The organism is Isoptericola hypogeus (assembly GCF_039531145.1).
GTDB lineage: Bacteria > Actinomycetota > Actinomycetes > Actinomycetales > Cellulomonadaceae > Isoptericola > Isoptericola hypogeus.
The window spans coordinates 440,060-457,745 of record NZ_BAAAPM010000005.1; the positions used below are offsets into that span (position 1 = coordinate 440,060).

At 74.6% G+C, this 17,686-nt stretch carries 12 protein-coding genes; 11 read left to right on the forward strand and 1 reads right to left on the reverse strand.

The window, feature by feature from the left end:
* Nucleotides 1-168: 168 nt before the first annotated feature.
* Complete coding sequence (locus ABD254_RS14660) at nt 169-1,848, forward strand: hypothetical protein (RefSeq protein ID WP_344249158.1); 1,680 nt, start codon at nt 169-171, stop codon at nt 1,846-1,848.
* A 94-nt stretch (nt 1,849-1,942) separates the two neighbouring features.
* The gene (locus tag ABD254_RS14665; RefSeq protein ID WP_344249159.1) at nt 1,943-3,418 is read left to right on the forward strand and encodes a family 20 glycosylhydrolase; all 1,476 of its coding nucleotides are present in this window, start codon (nt 1,943-1,945) and stop codon (nt 3,416-3,418) included.
* Nucleotides 3,419-3,482: 64 nt separating this feature from the next.
* Here the strand turns inward: ABD254_RS14665 and ABD254_RS14670 are convergent, their stop codons facing one another.
* The gene (locus ABD254_RS14670) at nt 3,483-5,279 is read right to left on the reverse strand and encodes a dolichyl-phosphate-mannose--protein mannosyltransferase (protein WP_344249160.1); all 1,797 of its coding nucleotides are present in this window, start codon (nt 5,277-5,279) and stop codon (nt 3,483-3,485) included.
* Nucleotides 5,280-5,313: 34 nt separating this feature from the next.
* Here ABD254_RS14670 and rsmI point away from each other — a divergent pair, with 34 nt between their 5' ends.
* The 9 genes from rsmI (at nt 5,314) to ABD254_RS14715 (ending at nt 17,649) form a co-directional block, all read left to right on the forward strand.
* Nucleotides 5,314-6,246, forward strand: a complete 933-nt coding sequence (gene rsmI / locus ABD254_RS14675) for a 16S rRNA (cytidine(1402)-2'-O)-methyltransferase (RefSeq protein ID WP_344249161.1) — start codon at nt 5,314-5,316, stop codon at nt 6,244-6,246.
* Nucleotides 6,247-6,329: 83 nt separating this feature from the next.
* The gene (locus ABD254_RS14680; RefSeq protein WP_344249162.1) at nt 6,330-6,518 is read left to right on the forward strand and encodes a hypothetical protein; all 189 of its coding nucleotides are present in this window, start codon (nt 6,330-6,332) and stop codon (nt 6,516-6,518) included.
* Nucleotides 6,519-6,576: 58 nt separating this feature from the next.
* Nucleotides 6,577-7,179 carry an isochorismatase family protein gene (locus ABD254_RS14685; protein ID WP_344249163.1) on the forward strand — a complete coding sequence of 201 codons (603 nt, stop codon included), beginning with the start codon at nt 6,577-6,579 and terminating at the stop codon, nt 7,177-7,179.
* An 89-nt stretch (nt 7,180-7,268) separates the two neighbouring features.
* Nucleotides 7,269-8,507, forward strand: a complete 1,239-nt coding sequence (locus ABD254_RS14690; protein ID WP_344249164.1) for a PQQ-dependent sugar dehydrogenase — start codon at nt 7,269-7,271, stop codon at nt 8,505-8,507.
* Between the two features lie 148 nt (nt 8,508-8,655).
* The gene (locus tag ABD254_RS14695; RefSeq protein WP_344249165.1) at nt 8,656-12,018 is read left to right on the forward strand and encodes a S8 family serine peptidase; all 3,363 of its coding nucleotides are present in this window, start codon (nt 8,656-8,658) and stop codon (nt 12,016-12,018) included.
* Between the two features lie 10 nt (nt 12,019-12,028).
* Nucleotides 12,029-13,825 carry a methionine--tRNA ligase gene (gene metG, locus ABD254_RS14700; protein ID WP_344249166.1) on the forward strand — a complete coding sequence of 599 codons (1,797 nt, stop codon included), beginning with the start codon at nt 12,029-12,031 and terminating at the stop codon, nt 13,823-13,825.
* Nucleotides 13,826-13,829: 4 nt separating this feature from the next.
* Nucleotides 13,830-14,843 carry a TatD family hydrolase gene (locus ABD254_RS14705; RefSeq protein ID WP_344249167.1) on the forward strand — a complete coding sequence of 338 codons (1,014 nt, stop codon included), beginning with the start codon at nt 13,830-13,832 and terminating at the stop codon, nt 14,841-14,843.
* 90 nt (nt 14,844-14,933) lie between these two features.
* Entirely contained in the window at nt 14,934-16,136 is a 1,203-nt protein-coding gene (locus ABD254_RS14710; RefSeq protein ID WP_344249168.1) for a resuscitation-promoting factor, read from the forward strand.
* Nucleotides 16,137-16,356: 220 nt separating this feature from the next.
* Nucleotides 16,357-17,649, forward strand: coding sequence for a resuscitation-promoting factor (locus ABD254_RS14715; RefSeq protein WP_344249169.1), 1,293 nt, complete (start codon nt 16,357-16,359; stop codon nt 17,647-17,649).
* Nucleotides 17,650-17,686: the final 37 nt, after the last annotated feature.

The following is a 17,686-nucleotide window of genomic DNA, read 5'->3' on the forward strand; positions in this document are numbered from 1 at the left end:
CCAGCGTCGGCGGCCTGGAACGTGACCCGGTCAACCGTACGATCGCTGGGCACGGCTCGCCCTTCAAGGGGTGTGCATGCCCAAGTTCGAGAAGTTCGCGCTGCTGCGGCGAGCCCAGGTTCTCGAGGCCGTCGACCAGGGGCGGTCGGATACGCAAAGATGTGGGTCGTGCCCCTCCGGAACGTCCGATTCGTCCTGCCTGCCCTCGTCGCGACCGGTGCCCTGACGCTCGGCGGGTGCAGCGCGGCGGATCCCGACGACGCCGCCCGGCCCGAGGAGTCCGCGCCGTCGGTCGCGGTGCGCGAGATCGAGGAGCACGCCGTCCTCCTCGACTCGGCCGACCCGGCGGAGCTCGCGCTCACCGCGAGCCAGACCGTGTACGCGCGCGCCGAGACGGTGGTGCTCGCCGACGCCGAGGACGCCGACGCCCGCGGGGCTCTCGCCGCGGCAGCCGTCGCCGTGCGAGGACCCGCCCTGCTGGCGCGGGCGGACGGCGCCGACGGCGGCCTCGGCGAGGAGCTGCAGCGGCTCGGCGCCCGCGCCGCCGTCGTGGTCGGCGACGCCGACAGCGCTGCGGCGGTGGCCGCCGAGGCGGCGGGGGTGCAGGTCGTGAACGTCGCGGCCGACGTCGTGGGGCCGGCCGGTTCTCCGGACGCCGACGCCGGCGGGTACCCGGCGCTCGACGACGACGACCTGGCGGACCTGCGCGCGGACCTCGAGGACGTCGTCGGCGCGCCGGTGGCCCTGGCGGGGGAGGACGGCGCGGCCGACCCGGAGCTGCTGCGCGAGGTGCTCGTCGTCGTCGACCCGATGCCCGGGCAGGAGGCCGCGATCGCGTCCCTGCGGGCGGCGGGCGCGGTCGCGTCGGAGGTCGCGGGCGGCGACCTCGGTGCCCTGCACGCGGTGCAGACACTCGACGAGGCGCAGGCGCTCACCGTCGTGGGGGTGGGGCCGTCGTTCGGCGACCCGGGCGACTTCGCCTGGCGGGTCGCGGCCGCCGAGCGGGCGGCGGTGCTCCCGACGGGCTCGCAGCACCTGCTGCCGGCGCGGTACGTCACGACGACCGCCGACCGGTGGGACGACCCGGAGGCCGCCGTCGCCCGGGCCCAGGCCGCGGCCGCCGCGTACGAGGGCGCGGACCCGGCATCCGCGGAGGACGCGTCCGAGGACGACGACTCCGCCGTCGACGGCGACGCGACCGAGGACGCCGAAGGTGACGATGCCGCCGAGGACGCCGGCCCGGTGGTGCCCACGCTCGTCGTCACGGCGAGCACGTCGTCGTCCGTCCCGGGGGAGGACGGCGACTGGGTCGACGAGGAGGAGCTCGACGTCCTGGGGCCGCTGCTCGACGCGGCGCGCGCCGCGGGGCTGTACGTGCTGCTCGACGTCGGCGCCGGGTCGGCGCCGCTGGTCGAGGAGGTGCGCGCCGTCGAGCCGCTGCTGCGCGACCCCGGCGTCGGGATCGCGGTGCACCCGGAGCGACGGCTCGGCGACGGGTACGCGACGCCGAGCCACGAGGTCACGGCCGCCGAGGTGCAGGCGGTGATCGACCTCCTCGCAGAGACGATGACGCGCGAGGGCCTGCCGCCGACCCTGCTCGTCGTCCACCAGACCCGGCCCGAGTCCGTCACGGACCGGGGGGCGCTGCGGCCGGCGCCGCAGGTCGAGGTCGTGCTCGCGGCCGACCGCACCGGCGGCACCACGACCGGGGAGTGGGTGTGGGAGCAGGTCACCGCCGACGTGCCCCCGGGCGTGCACCTCGGATGGTCGGGCCCGGAGTACCCGTACCCCGGGGTGGCCGGGTCGGTTCCGTCGGAGCCCGCGCCCGTGCTCGTCGCCGCGTCGTGAGGCGACCCGCCCCGGCTCGTTGACAGCGATTCGGCAGGCTCACTAACGTTTTGCCTTCCGCCCCTGGCCCACCCCTGTCTGGAGACTGATCGCGTTGCTGCCGCTGATCCCCTGGCCCACCGTCGTCGACCAGCACGACGGGCCCGCGCTACGAGCGAGGGCCGTGCACGTCGCCGCGCCCGACGACGAGCTCGCGGCGCTGGCGGCCGAGCAGCTCGCCGCCGCCGGGCTGCCGGTCGCCCAGGCCGACGGCGCGGACGCCGACGGGGCCGTCGACGTCGTGCTGCGGCTCGACGAGGCGGCCGGCCCCGACGGGTCGGACAACCCGGAGCGGTACACGCTGCGGGTGTCGGCCGACGGCGTGGTCGCGACGGCGCCCGAGCGCGTCGGCCTGCTGCACGCCGTCCGCACGCTGCGCCAGCTCGTGCCCGCGGCGTCGGGCCCCGCCACGCAGGCCGGCGTCGCGGCCGAGCCGCGGTCCGTGCCCGCCGTCGTCGTGCACGACGCCCCCCGCTACCCGTGGCGCGGGCTGTCGTTCGACGTCGTGCGGCACTGGTTCGGCCCCGACGACATCCGCGCGGTGGTGGACCTGGTCGCGGCGTTCAAGCTGCGCGTGCTGCACCTGCACCTCACCGACGACCAGGGCTGGCGCCTCGAGATCCCGTCGCGGCCGGAGCTGGAGAAGGCGTCGGACAACCAGGTGGGCGGCGGCACCGCGGGCTTCCTCACCGTCGACGACTACCGAGAGCTGCAGGACTACGCCGCGGCGCGGTTCGTGACGATCGTGCCGGAGTTCGACATGCCGGGGCACGTCAACGCCGCGACGCACGTCTACGGCGGCCTGACGAAGGACGGGCTGGCCACCGACTCCTACGACGGCATCGAGGTCGGCTTCTCGCGCCTGTGGTTCGACAACCCGGCGACGGAGCCGTTCCTGCGCGACGTCATCGGCGACGTGGCCGCGATGACGCGCGGCGAGTGGGTGCACGTGGGCGGCGACGAGGTGCACACCATGGAGCTCGAGGAGTTCGCGAAGTTCGTCGAGCTCGCGGGCCGGATCGTGCGCGAGGCCGGCAAGACGCCGATCTTCTGGCAGGAGGGCGCTCGCGGCCCCGTCGAGCCCGGCACGCTGCTGCAGTACTGGGAGCCCAAGGGCGAGGAGTTCGGCCGGTTCGTCGGCGCGGCGCGGGCCGGGGCACGGTTCGTCATGTCGCCCGGCAACCACGCCTACCTCGACATGAAGTACACGCCCGAGCACCCGCTGGGCCTGCACTGGGCCGGGTACGTCGAGCTGCGCGACTCCTATGAGTGGGAGCCGACCAAGGTGATCGACGGCCTGCCCGCGGACGCCGTCGAGGGCGTCGAGGCCGCCGTGTGGACCGAGACGATCAGCACCCGCGACGAGCTGTTCTCCATGCTGCTGCCACGCCTGGGCGCCGTCGCCGAGGTGGCGTGGACGACGCCGGAGCGCAAGGACTGGGACGGCTTCCGCGCCCGCACGGCCGCCCAGGCCCCGGCCTGGCGCGCCGTCGGATGGGAGTTCCACCCGACCCCCCAGGTCGACTGGTAGGACCCGCTGGTTGAGCTTGTCGAAACCCGGTCCGTGGTTTCGACAAGCTCAACCACCGATGACGTCAGATCCAGGACTCGAGGCGCATCAGCGTCTGCCAGTACGAATACGGCACCTGCAGGCCGGACCACAACGGGTAGAACGCCACCGAGACGGCGACGATCAGCGTGAGCACGATCGTGATCACCGCCACGACCCGACCCCGGCCGCGCCGGCCCTCCGTACGTTCCAGCGCCACCACCATCGGGTACACGAGCGTGAGCACGACCCACGGCGCGAACGCGATCGAGTAGAACGTGAAGATGGTCCGGTCGCTGAACGGCGGGGCGTAGGCGAACCAGGGCAGCCAGCCCGCGACGGTGCCCGACAGCACGGCGACGGCGCGCCAGTCGCGGAACCGGATGCCCAGCCAGACCGTCGCGACGATCGCCAGCGCGGCCAGCAGCCACAGCAGCGGGTTGCCGAGCGACGTCACCGCCCGGGTGCAGGCCTCGGCCGCGTCGGCGGGGCACGTGCCCTGGCCGGGGGCCTCCTTCTCCCAGAAGAACGAGGTGGGCCGCCACTGCACGATCCAGCCCAGCGGGTGCGCCGCGTAGTTGTGCTCGGAGTCGAGCCCCGTGTGGAAGTCCCACATCTGTCGGTGGTACTCGACGAAGCTGCGCAGGGGGGCGGGCAGCCAGGTCACGCCCTCGCCGGGGTTCTCGGCCGCCCACTGCCGCAGGTAGGCGCCCTGGTGCGCGAACCACGACCACCACGACGCCACGTACACGACGAACGCCGTCGGCACGATGGTCAGGAAGGCGGGGACGGCGTCGACGACGAGGCCGTCCTCCCACCAGCGCCCGACGCCGACCTGGCGGCGCGCGGCCAGGTCCCACAGCACCGTGAGGATGCCGAACACCGCGACGAACCACAGCCCGGACCACTTGGTGCCGCACGCCAGGCCGAGGCTCACGCCGGCCGCCAGCCGCCACCACCGGAAGCCCACCCGCGGCCCGTACCGGCCGACGACGCCGCCCGCGTCGACCACGGCCGCCACGCGCGAGGCGAGCCGCCGTCGGGCCTGCTCCCGGTCCATCACGAGACAGCCGAACGCCACCAGCACCCAGAACATGAGGAACTGGTCCAGCAGCGCGACGCGTGAGTGCACGATCGCCTCGCCGTCCACGGCGAGCAGCAGCCCTGCCACCACCCCCATCAGAGACGACGAGAACAGCCGTCGCGCGATCCGCACCAGCAGGAAGACGGCGAGGACCCCGACGACGGCGCTCGCGAGCCGCCACGCGAACGCGCTCGTGGCGCCGCCGCCGGCCTCCATGCCGAGCCAGATCATCCACTTGCCGACCGGCGGGTGCACGACGTACGCGGCCTTCTCCAGGAACGTGAAGACGTCGCCCGCCTCGAACGCGGGGTTCGGCTCGTCCGGCCACTGGGCAGCGAAGCCCAGCTCGCCCAGGGTGAAGGCGTCCTTGACGTAGTACGTCTCGTCGAAGACGAGGGCGTGCGGCTGGCCGAGCTGCCACAGCCGTGCGGCGGCCGCCAACAGCGTCACGACGATCGTGCCGAACCAGCCCCAGAACCGGTCGCGGCGGCGCAGGTCGAGCTGCATGCGGCGGCGTCCCAGCAGCCGCTCCAGCAGCCGCGTCTCGGTGGACCGCTCGTCGGCGGGCGCGTCCGCCGTGCTGGCGAACGGCGGCGCGGGCCGCGCCCACGGGTCCGGCGGCGGGGTGCCGTCGTCCGTGGCGAGGTGGCGGCCCTCGGCGGGCGGCTCCGCCTCGACCGGCCTCTCCGCGTCGGCGGGCGGCTCGGCGTCGAAGGACGGCTGCTCTCCGGGCGCGGGTGCGGCGTCGGGGTCGGTCACCGGCACATCGTAGGGGCGTGGGACGCTGGTCACCATGACCCCCGAGCCGCCCGTCGACCGCCCCGCCCCCGCCCCGCCGTCCGGCCCCGGCGCCGGCGACGGAGGCCGCCCGACGCCGGAGGCCGGGTCGATCGTGCTGGCGGCGACCCCGATCGGCAACGTCGAGGACGCGTCGCCCCGGCTCCGGAGGCTGCTCGCGGACGCCGACGTCGTCGCCGCCGAGGACACCCGCCGGCTGCACGCCCTCGTCGCCCGGCTCGGGATCACGGTGGGCGGGCGGGTCACGTCGTACCACGAGCACAACGAGGCGGCCCGCGCGGACGAGCTGCTCGACGTCGTCGCCGGCGGGGGCACCGTCGTCGTCGTGTCGGACGCCGGGATGCCGGCCGTGTCCGACCCCGGCTACCGGGTGGTGGCGCGCGCGGTGGAGCGCGGCCTGCGCGTGACGGCCGCGCCCGGGCCGTCGGCGGTGCTCACCGCGCTCGCCCTGTCCGGGCTGCCGACCGACCGGTTCACGTTCGAGGGGTTCGTGCCGCGCAAGGCTGGGGAGCGGGCACGCTGGCTCGGGGCGCTCGCGGACGAGCACCGCACGATGGTGTTCTTCGAGGCGCCGCACCGGATCGGCCAGGCGCTGCGGGCGATGGCGGAGGCGTTCGGCGACGGCCGCCCCGCCGCGGTGTGCCGCGAGCTGACCAAGACCTACGAGGAGGCGCTGCGCGGGCCGCTCGGAGAGCTCGTGGCGCTCGTGGACGCGCGGGACGCCGACGGCGACGGGCTGCGCGGCGAGATCTGCGTCGTCGTCGGCGGGGCACCGGCCGCCGCGGCGCCGAGCGCCGAGGACCTCGTCGCCGAGGTGCTGGCGCGCGTGGAGGCGGGCGAGCGGCTCAAGGCGGCGGTCGCCGACGTCGCGACGACGGCGGGCGTGCCCAAGCGCGACCTCTACGCCGCCGCGCTCGCCGCGAGGTAGCGGGGGTTCGGCCGGTCGCGGTGGACCGCGGGTCGAGGTCCTGGCAGGCTGAGGTCAAGACCGTGCCAAAGACGGAGGTCCACATGGGTGACGACCGAGGTATCGCAGGCCGCATCCGCGCCTGGTTCCGCCGGGCGAAGGAGCCGCCGCTCGAGCGCCCCCGTGACGTCCCGTTCGTCCCGCCCGCCCCGGACGGCGCGCGGCCGATGGCGGGGACGATGTGCGTCGAGCCGCTGCGGCCCCCCGACGTCGGGGGGTACGGCGCCTACTGAGGTCGCCCGACCACGCCCGTCCCAGCCCGACCTGGTCGGACGGTGGCACAGTGGGCGTATGAGCGACACCACGGCCACCCCGCCGACCACGCGCCGCGCCCTCGTCGTCGTCGATGTGCAGCCCACCTTCTGCGAGGGCGGCGAGCTCGCCGTCGACGGCGGGAACCGGGTCGCGCACGACGTCGCGGCGTACGTGGCGGCGCACCGCGGCCGGTACGCGCTGGTCGTGACCACGCAGGACTGGCACGTCGACCCCGGCGACCACTTCAGCGACACCCCCGACTTCGTCGACTCCTGGCCGCCGCACGGCATCGCGGGAACGCCGAACGCCGAGCTTCACCCGGCGCTGGCCGACCTCGACCCCGACGTGTCCGTGAAGAAGGGCCAGTACGCCCACGGCTACTCCGGCTTCGAGGGCACGGACGGCGACGGGCGGACGCTCGAGCAGGCGCTGCGCGACGCCCGCGTCGACGCGGTCGACGTCGTCGGGCTGGTGGAGTCGCACTGCGTCAAGCGCACCGCGCTGGACGCCGTCGGGCTCGGCTTCGCCACCCGCGTGCTCACCGACCTCACCATCCCCGTCAGCGCGGAGCAGGGCGTCCTGGCCCGGCGGGAGCTCGCCGCGGCGGGCGTCGAGCTCACCGGATCCCCGGCGACGTAGCGCACGATGCCGACGTTGCGCACGACGCCCGCGTGGTGGCGCGGCGCGCTTCCGCCCGATGTCGGTGGGCGAGGCCCCAGGATGGGGCCATGACCCGCTCCCCGTCCCGGTTCGGCCGCGTCGTCGTCGCGTCGTCGTTCGCGGTCCTGGCCGCCGCGGGCTGCTCGGGCCCGGGCGACACGCCCGAGGACGGGACGACGCGGAGCCCGGTGCGGCCGACGCTCGAGACGCCGCTGTCGCCCGAGCCGACGGGCACCTCCACGACGCTGCACGCGGAGCCCGCGCCGCGGGCCGTGGCCGAGACGGTGGTCGAGTCGCTCGACGTCCCGTGGGGACTGGCCCCGCTCGGCGACGGCACGCTGCTGGTCACCCTGCGCGACGCCGCACGGCTCGTCGTGGTCGACCCCGCCGCCCGCACGACGACCGACGTCACCGGCCCGGGCGCCGACCTGCTCGCCGCCGAGACGGTGCCCGGCGGCGAGGCCGGCCTGCTCGGGGTCGCGATCGCTCCGCCGGACGCCGACCGGCCGGGCGAGGTGTTCGTCTACCGCACGGGCGCCGACGACAACGCCGTCCTGCGCGGCAGCCTCGACGGCACGACCCTGGGCGAGCTCACCACGGTGATCGACGGCATCCCCCGCGCCGGGAACCACGACGGCGGCGGCCTCGCCTTCGGCCCCGACGGCTACCTCTACGTGGGCACCGGTGACGCCGCCGACCCGGCGAACTCCCAGGACCCGGGCTCGCTCGGCGGCAAGATCCTGCGCCTGGAGCCCGACGGCGACCCCGCCCCCGGCAACCCGGACGCGGGTTCGCCGGTGTGGACGCTCGGGCACCGCAACGTGCAGGGCCTCGGGTGGGACCCGGGCGGGCGGATGTTCGCGAGCGAGTTCGGGCAGAACGCCTACGACGAGCTCAACGTCATCGAGCGCGGCGGCAACTACGGCTGGCCCGACGTCGAGGGGCCGGGCGGCGGGGACGGCGACTTCGTCGACCCGGTGGCGTGGTGGGCGCCCGCCGAGGCGTCGCCGTCGGGCCTTGCGGTGACGCGCGACGCCGTCTACCTCGCGGGGCTGCGCGGCGAGACGCTGTGGCGGGTGCCGTTCCTCGAGACGGCCGACGCCGGCACCGACGTGCAGACCGACGGCGACAGCCCGGGCCTCGGGCGGCCGCAGGCGCTGCTCGCCGGCGAGCTGGGCCGCCTGCGCGCCGTCGTCGCCGTCGGCGCGGGCGACGGCGACGGGCTGTGGGTGCTGACGAGCAACACGGACGGCCGGGGCTCGCCGGCGGGCGGCGACGACCGTCTGGTGCGCGTCGCGCTGCGCTGACGCCCCCGACCGGGCCCGGGTAATTGATGGGTCATCTGCACACTCGCGCCGTACGCGGCGTCGCGGCGACGCTGAAGCGCCGGAGCGTCGACGTCGACCACGTCGTGCCGCTCCGACCCACCGTGGCCGGCGCGCGAGAGGAACCCCCGTGAGACTCACCAGAGACCGCCTGCATCGGTCGGTAGCGTCGGTCCTCGCCGTCGGGTGCGCGGCAGTGCTCGCGGCGGGAGCGCCGGCGGCGGCCGAGCCCGCCGCCGTCGCGACCGACGCGCAGGCCGGCACCGACCCGGCCGCCCCCTCCGCGGAGCCGACGGTCGAGCGGCGGGTGACGGCGGAGCTCGAGGACGGGGGAGCCACCACGTTCTGGGTCTACCTGAAGGAGGAGGCGGACCTCAGCGGCGCGGCCGCGATCGACGGCCGCTCGCGCCAGGGTCGCGTCGTCTACCAGCGGCTCACCGCCGCTGCCGAGGAAAGCCAGGCGGACCTCGTCGAGCTGCTGGACGCCGAGGGCGCCGACTACGAGACGTTCTGGATCGCCAACACCGTCGAGGTCACCGGTGACGCCGGGCTCCTGGAGCGGATCGTGGCGCTGCCGGAGGTGGCCACGGTGGCCGCGGACCGGGTCTACGAGCTGCCGGAGCCGACCCCGACGGCCGACGCGCCGACGGCCGACGCGCCGACGGCGGCCGCGGGCGTCGAGTGGGGCGTCGACCAGATCGGGGCACCCCGGGTCTGGGAGCAGTGGGGCGTGACCGGCGAGGGCATCGTCGTCGGCAACATCGACTCCGGGGTCCAGTACGACCATCCCGCCCTGGTCGCGCAGTACCGCGGCAGCAACGGCGACGGCACGGTCGACCACGACCACAACTGGTGGGACGCGACCCGCAGCTGCGGCATCCTGGGGCGCACCCCGTGCGACAGCGCCGGGCACGGCACCCACACGATGGGGACGATGGTCGGCGACGACGGCGAGAACCACATCGGCGTCGCGCCCGGCGCCCGGTGGATCGCCGCGAAGGGCTGCGCCGGCCGGTCCTGCACCCAGAACGCGCTCCTGTCCAGCGGCCAGTGGATGCTCGCGCCGACCGAGATCGACGGCGACGACCCGGACCCCGCGCTGCGGCCCCACGTCATCAACAACTCCTGGGGCAGCGCCGCCGCCGCCGACGACCCCTGGTTCCAGGAGACCGTCCGGGCCTGGGTCGCCGCGGGCATCTTCCCCGTGTTCTCCGCCGGCAACGAGGGTCCCGTGTGCGGGACGGACGGCAACCCGGGCAACATGCCCGAGAGCTACGCGGTGGGCGCGTACGCCGCCGACGGCACCATCGCGGAGTTCTCGAGCCGCGGGCCGTCGGAGTTCGGCGGCCTGGTCAAGCCGAACATCGCCGCGCCGGGTGTGGCGGTGCGGTCGTCGGTCCCCGGCGACGGCTACGCGGCCTCGGACGGCACGTCGATGGCCGCGCCGCACGTGGCCGGCACCGTGGCGCTGATGTGGTCCGCGGCGCCCGCCGTCTCCCGCGACGTCGTCGAGACCCGGCTGCTGCTGGACCGGACCGCGGCCGACGTCGACGACCGGACCTGCGGGGGCACGGCCGGGAACAACAACGTCTGGGGCGAGGGCAGGCTCGACGCCTACGCGGCGGTGGACCGCGCGCCGCGGGGGCCGGCCGGCCTGGTGACCGGCGTGGTCACGGACGCCGCCACGGGGGCGCCGGTCGCCGGCGCGACCGTGACCGTCGCCGATGCCTCCGGCCCGGTCGGGCTGCCCCGCAGCACCGACGCCGACGGGCGCTACGACGTCCGGCTGCCGGTCGGCGACTACACGGTCGCGGCCTCCGCCCTCGCGTACGTGACGGGGACGGCGGCGACGTCGGTCGTGCAGGACGCGACCACCTCGCGCGACCTCGCGCTGGCCGCCCCGGCCGGTCGTGGCCTCGACGTCGGCCCGGCGTCGCTGGACTTCGGCACGGTGCCGATCGGGACGGCCGGCGGGCCGATGAGCGTGACGCTGACGAGCACGGGCTCCCGCCCGGTGACCGTCGCGTGGGTGTCCCGGCCCGGGTCCGGCTTCGTCCGGTCCGGCGGCACCTGCGACCACCTGCCGTTCCGGCTCGGGCGGCTGGAGAGCTGCACCCTCGAGTACTCGTTCCGGCCGACGGCCGAGGAGCCGGTCGAGGCGACCTTCTCCGTGCTGAGCGACGGCGGGCGGCCGGCGGCGGTCTCGCTCCGCGGCAGCGGGACCACCGTCCCCGCGCGGATCGGGGCGGTGCAGGCCCGCAGTCTCGAGGAGAACCTCGGCTCCGCGGTGATCGACCCCGCCGGGAGATACGCCTACTTCGGCACCGACCGGGTCTCCAACCCCTTGCCCGGCTACGTCGTGAAGGTCGACCTGCAGACCTTCGAGCGCGTGGGCGCGGTGTCGGTCGGCGTCGGCCAGCGGCGCCTGCAGGACGGCGTCATCGATCCCGCGGGCCGGTACGCCTACTTCGGGGTCGCCACCTCTCCGAGCCGGGTGGTGCGGATCGACCTCGAGACGTTCACGCTCGACAAGATCCTGGTCCTCGGCGAGGGCGAGGTGAACGTGCGGTCGGCGGTGATCGACCCCGCCGGGGAGTTCGCCTACTTCGGGACCGGTACGAACCCCGGACGGGTGGTGAAGGTCGACCTTCGCACGTTCGAGAGGGTCGGCGCCGTCGTGCTCGGCCCGGGTGCGGAGTTCCTCGCCAGCGCCGTCATGGATCCGAGCGGCGAGTACGCCTACTTCGGCACGATGACCTATCCGGCCGGGCAGGTGGTGCGGATCGACCTGGAGACCTTCGAGCACGCCGGCACGGTCACGTTCGAGCCCGGCGAGCGCTACCTGCGCTCGGCGGTCGTCGATCCGGACGGCGAGCACGCCTACTTCGGCACCGGCGAGGGCACCAGCGGCCGGGTGGTGCGGGTCGACCTCGGATCGTTCGAGCGGGACGCCGCGCTGAACCTGGAGGCCGGCGCTCTGTTCTCGGCGGTGATGGATCCGCAGGGCGACTTCGCGTCGTTCGCCACGCACGGACGTGTCGTCACGGTCGACCTCGAGCGGTTCGAACCCGTCGGCTCGGTGGCGCTCCCGGACGGCGAGGACGGCCTGGTCTCCGCAGTGATCGACCCGCGCGGCGAGCACGCCTACTTCGGGACCCAGACGGCGCCGGGGAGGGTGGTCAAGGTGCGGGTGGGCGCCCGCTTCGTGGCCCGTGCCGCGGCGCACGAGCTCCACGGGCTGCGCTGGGTCGACCTCGAGTGGGAGGGCGCCACCTCGGCCGAGGTCGACGTGGTGCGCAACGGCAGGGTGGTCGCGACGGTGCCCAACACGGGGCGGTACACCGACCTGGGACCGGGCTACCGGGACTCGCTCACCTACCGGCTCTGCGACGCGGGGACCGACCGGTGCACCGACGACGTCGTGGCCGCGTTCGACGTCCCGTCGCCGGACGCGACCCCCGCGCCGGGCGAACCGGCCACGCGGGCCCCATAGAATCGCCCGCATGACCCACATCCTCTCGGCCGTGGCGTGGCCCTACGCCAACGGCCCGCGGCACATCGGCCACGTCGCCGGCTTCGGCGTTCCCTCCGACGTCTTCAGCCGGTACATGCGGATGGCGGGTCACGACGTGCTGATGGTCTCCGGCACCGACGAGCACGGGACGCCGATCCTCGTGCAGGCGGAGCAGGAGGGCGTGACCCCGCAGGAGCTGGCCGACCGGTACAACCGCGTCATCGTCGAGGACCTCACGTCGCTCGGCCTGTCCTACGACCTGTTCACGCGCACCACCACGCGCAACCACTACGCCGTCGTGCAGGAGATGTTCCGCACGGTGCACAAGAACGGCTACATGGTCGAGAAGTCGACCATGGGCGCCATCTCCCCGTCGACGGGCCGCACGCTGCCCGACCGCTTCATCGAGGGCACCTGCCCCATCTGCTCCTACGACGGCGCGCGCGGCGACCAGTGCGACAACTGCGGCAACCAGCTCGACCCGATCGACCTGGTGAACCCGCGCAGCCGCATCAACGGCGAGACGCCGAAGTTCGTCGAGTCGAACCACTTCTTCCTCGACCTGCCGGCGTTCGTCGACGCGCTGAGCTCCTGGCTCGACACCCGTTCCGGGTGGCGGCCCAACGTGCTGAAGTTCAGCCGGAACCTGCTCGACGACGTGCGCCCGCGCGCCATGACGCGCGACATCGACTGGGGCATCCCGGTGCCGCTGCCGGGCTGGGAGGACAACCCCACCAAGCGGCTGTACGTGTGGTTCGACGCCGTCATCGGCTACCTGTCCGCGTCGATCGAGTGGGCCCGCCGCTCGGGCGACCCGGAGGCGTGGCGCGCCTGGTGGACGCAGGAGAACGCCCGGTCGTTCTACTTCATGGGCAAGGACAACATCACGTTCCACTCCCAGATCTGGCCGGCGGAGCTGCTCGGCTACGACGGGCTGGGGAACAAGGGCGGGGCGCCGGGCCAGTACGGCGGGCTCCAGCTGCCGACGGAGGTCGTGAGCAGCGAGTTCCTCAACGTCGAGGGGCAGAAGTTCTCCTCCTCGCGCGGCGTCGTCATCTACGTGCGCGACATGCTCGCCCGCTACCAGCCGGACGCGTTCCGGTACTACGTCGCCGCGGCCGGGCCGGAGAGCCAGGACGTCGACTTCACGTGGGACGGCTTCCTGCGGCGCACCAACGACGAGCTGGTCGCCGGCTGGGGCAACCTCGTCAACCGCACGGCGAGCATGGTGCACAAGAACTTCGGCGAGATCCCGACGCCCGGCGAGCTGGCCGACGTCGACCGCGCGGTCCTCAAGTCGACGAACGAGGCGTTCACGACGATCGGCTCGCTCGTCGAGTCCAACCGCCAGCGGGCGGGGGTCGCGGAGGCGATGCGCGTCGTCGGCGACGTCAACCGGTACGTGTCGGAGACCGAGCCGTGGAAGCTCAAGTCCGACCCCGACCGGCTCGCCACCGTGCTGCACACCGTGACCCAGGCGGTCAGCGACTGCAACACCCTGCTGAGCCCGTTCCTGCCGCACTCGTCGCAGAAGGTCCACGAGACCCTCGGCGGCGCCGGCACGTTCGCGCCGCAGCCGCGCATCGACGAGGTCACGGACCTCGACGACGACTCGCGGCAGTACCCGGTGATCACGGGCGACTACCGCGGCGAGGCCGGCTTCCCGGCCTGGACGTCGCGCGCGGTCGTGCCCGGCACGCCGATCGACAAGCCCGTGCCGGTGTTCACCAAGCTCGACGACTCGATCGTCGAGGAGGAGCTCGAGCGGCTGCGCGAGAAGGCCTGACCGGGTGGCGCGCCAGCGCGAGCGCGGGTTCCCGCCGGACCCCGAGCCGCTGCCCCTGCCCGTCGTCGACAACCACACGCACCTCGACGCGATCGCAGGCGTCCTGCCGGACGGCGTGGTCGCGCCCGCCGTGGCCGAGCACCTCGCGTGCGCCGCGGCGGCGGGCGTCGACCGGGTGGTGCAGGTCGGCTGCGACCTGCCCGGCATCGAGTGGACCGACGCCCTCCTGCGCGCCCTCGCCTCGTCGGTCGAGCCTGTCGAGACCCCGTTGGCTGAGCCTGTCGAGACCGGGTCTCGACAGGCTCGACCGGCGGGGGCTCGACCGGCGGGGGCCCGAGCGGCGAGTGTGCTGGGAGCCGTGGCGATCCACCCCAACGAGGCGGTGCTGCACGCGGGCGTGCGCGAGGTGGGTCCCGACGGCCTCGAGCCCGACCCCGCACCGCACCACGCCACGTCGCTCGACGACGCCCTCGCGCGGGTCGCGGACGTCGCCCGTGCCAATCCGCGGGTGCGCGCGATCGGCGAGACCGGCATGGACCTGTTCCGCACGGGCCCGCGCGGAGAGGTCGCCCAGCGGGAGGCGTTCCGCGCCCACGTCGCGCTCGCGAAGGAGCTGGGCCTCGCGCTGCAGATCCACGACCGCGACGCGCACGCGCAGGTGATCGACGTCCTGCTGCGCGACGGCGCCCCCGAGCGCACCGTCTTCCACTGCTACTCCGGCGACGAGGAGATGGCCGCCCTCGCGGCGGAGCACGGGTGGTACCTGTCCTTCGCCGGACCCGTGACGTACCCGAAGAACGACCACCTGCGGGCGGCGCTCCGGGCGGTGCCGCTCGAGCTCGTGCTCGTCGAGACCGACGCGCCGTACCTGCCGCCGCACCCGTACCGGGGCCGGCCCAACGCGCCCTACGTCGCCGCCTTCACGGTGCGGGCGATGGCCGAGGTCCTCGACCGGCCGCTCGACGCGGTGTGCGCCGCGGTCTCGGCCACGTCCGAGCAGGTCTACGGCCCGTGGTGAGCCGGGCGGGGTTCCGCGTGGCGGTCCGGCCGCCCGGCGCGTGACCGGGGCTTCCCCCCGAGGTCACGGTTCGGCTACGGTCTGGTGCTCGTGGCCAGGGTGAGCGGGACGACGGGGCGTGGTCGCCCGCGGCGACGCCGCGACCCGCTGCCCTCGGGCTCCCGGCACGTCGTGCACGGCGTGGTCCTCCTCGCCCTGGTGGGCGGCTCCCTCGCCGTCACGCACGAGCAGAAGACCGTGACGATCGACTACGACGGGCACGTCGCCACCGTGGACGCGTACGGCGACTCCGTGGGCGACCTGCTCGCCTACCACCACATCGCCGTCGGCCCCGACGACCTCGTGCAGCCCGCGCCGAACGGGCCGGCGCGCGACGGCGGCGAGGTCGTGGTCCGCACCAGCCGCGAGGTGACGGTCGAGATCGACGGCGCGACGACGACGTTCGCCACGACGGCGCACACGGTGGGCGAGCTGCTGGCCGCGCTCGGCCCGCGCGGGGACGGGGCGGTGACGTCCGCGTCGCGCTCCTCGGTCCTCGACCGCGACCCGGTCCGCGTGTCCACGGTCAAGACGGTGCACGTGGCCGTCGACGGCTCGGTGCTGCCCATCCGCACGTCGCAGTCGACGGTGCGCGACGTGCTCGACGTCGCCGGGATCACGCTGGGCAAGCACGACCGCACCTCCGCGCCGCTGGACGGTGCCGCCGTCGACGGGATGGTCGTGCTGGTGAGCCGGGGCGACGCGGGCTCGGACACGGTCACCGAGGTCATCCCGTTCGAGTCCACGACGATCGAGTCGGACGAGCTGCCCGAGGGCTACGAGGTGGTCCGCACGGCGGGCGTGCCGGGGGAGCGGGTCACGACCTACTCCGTGAAGACCCTGGACGGCACCGAGATCGAGCGCACGGTGAAGTCCCGGGAGGTCACCCGCGAGCCGGTGGACGAGGAGATCCTGATCGGGACCCTCGACGTCTCGACGGCCACCCCGGACCCGGGCTCGGCCAAGGCGATCGGGCAGGCGATGGCGGCCGAGCGCGGCTGGGCCGGCTCGCAGTGGTCCTGCCTCGAGCAGCTGTGGGACAAGGAGTCGGGCTGGCGCTGGAACGCGGACAACCCCGCCAGCAGCGCCTACGGCATCCCGCAGGCGCTGCCGGGCTCCAAGATGGCGACCGCCGGGGCCGACTGGGAGACCAACCCCGCCACGCAGATCTCCTGGGGGCTGGGCTACATCGCGGGCCGCTACGGCACCCCCTGCGGAGCGTGGTCGCACTCCGTCGACGTCGGCTGGTACTGACCTTCCGTCGGTCGAGCCTGTCGAGACCACATGGTCTCGACCCTTCGGCAGGCTCAGGGCGGCGCAGGCGTCGCCGGACGCACTCACTTTCCGGACAGCGCATGACAGAGGCGGGCATCTCTACCACACCCGGGCTTGGTAGATGGTCACGATCCGGTTACGGTCGGTCGGTGCCACCGGATCGATGCCGGACCCGACCGCCAGCCGGGACCCCGCCGTCGTGACCGGAACCCGCGACGACTGGACCCGAGTGAACCCCACGAACGACACCCCGACCACGCCGCCCGCGCCGACCCCCGAGGAGACCGCCACCGCCGAGACCTCGACCCGGACGCGGCGGCGCTGGCCCCTCGTAGCGGGCCTCGCGGCCGGAGCGATCGTCCTGGCCGGCGGCGGAGCCGCCGCCTACGGGCAGGCCCACAAGACCGTCACCCTCGACATCGACGGCGCCACGCGCACCGTCGACACGTACTCCGGGTCCGTCGCCGGGCTGCTGGAGTCCGAGGGCGTCCGCGTCGGCGACCGCGACGCCGTCACCCCCGGCGCGGACGCCGCGCTGCGTGACGGCTCCGACGTCGTCGTCCGCTACGGGCGCGAGCTCACCGTGGACGTCGACGGCGAGCGCGACGACGTGTGGGTCACCGCGCTCGACGCCGACGAGGCGCTGCGCGGCCTCGACGCCCGCGGCTCCGACGTGGCGCTCGTCGCCTCCCGGTCCGGCGACCGCGCCTCGCTGCCGCTGCGCCTCGACGCCCAGGAGCCGGTCGCGATCGTCGCGGACGGCACCACGACCGTCGTCGACGACGGCAGCGTCGGGCTGGAGGGGATCCTTGCCGGGCTCGACCTGACGGTCGACCGCGACGACAACGTCTACGTCGAGCGCCAGGCCGCGATGGCCGAGGGCGATCCCTCGGTGCGGGTCGTCATCGAGCGCGTGGACACGAAGAAGGTCGCCAAGAAGAGCGCGATCGAGCACGAGTCGCGCACGGAGACCGACGCCGACCGGTACGCCGACCTGGGGAGCACCGTCAGCCAGGAGGGCAAGGACGGCGAGCGCACCAAGGTCTTCCGCGTGACGACCGTCGACGGCAAGGTCACCGAGCGCGAGAAGCTCTCGGACAAGGTGACGACGAAGCCGGTCACCGAGGTCGTGGTCGAGGGCACCAAGGAGCGCCCCGAGCCCGAGCCGGAGCCCGAGCCCGCGCCCGTCGAGGACACCTCCGACGACTCGTCCTCCTCCGACGACTCGTCATCCTCCTCCGGCGGCTCCGCGCCTGCGGGCGTGTGGGCGCAGCTCGCCGAGTGCGAGTCGGGCGGCGACCCGACGACGAACACCGGCAACGGCTACTACGGCCTCTACCAGTTCTCGGCGCAGACCTGGGTGGCCATGGGCGGCAGCGGCCTGCCCTCGGACGCCTCGGCCGCCGAGCAGACGCAGCGCGCCCAGGCGCTCCAGGCGCAGTCCGGCTGGGGCCAGTGGCCCGGCTGCGCGGCCAAGCTCGGCCTGCTGTGAGCTGAGTCGTCCCGAGGGCGACGAACCCGTCGGTCGA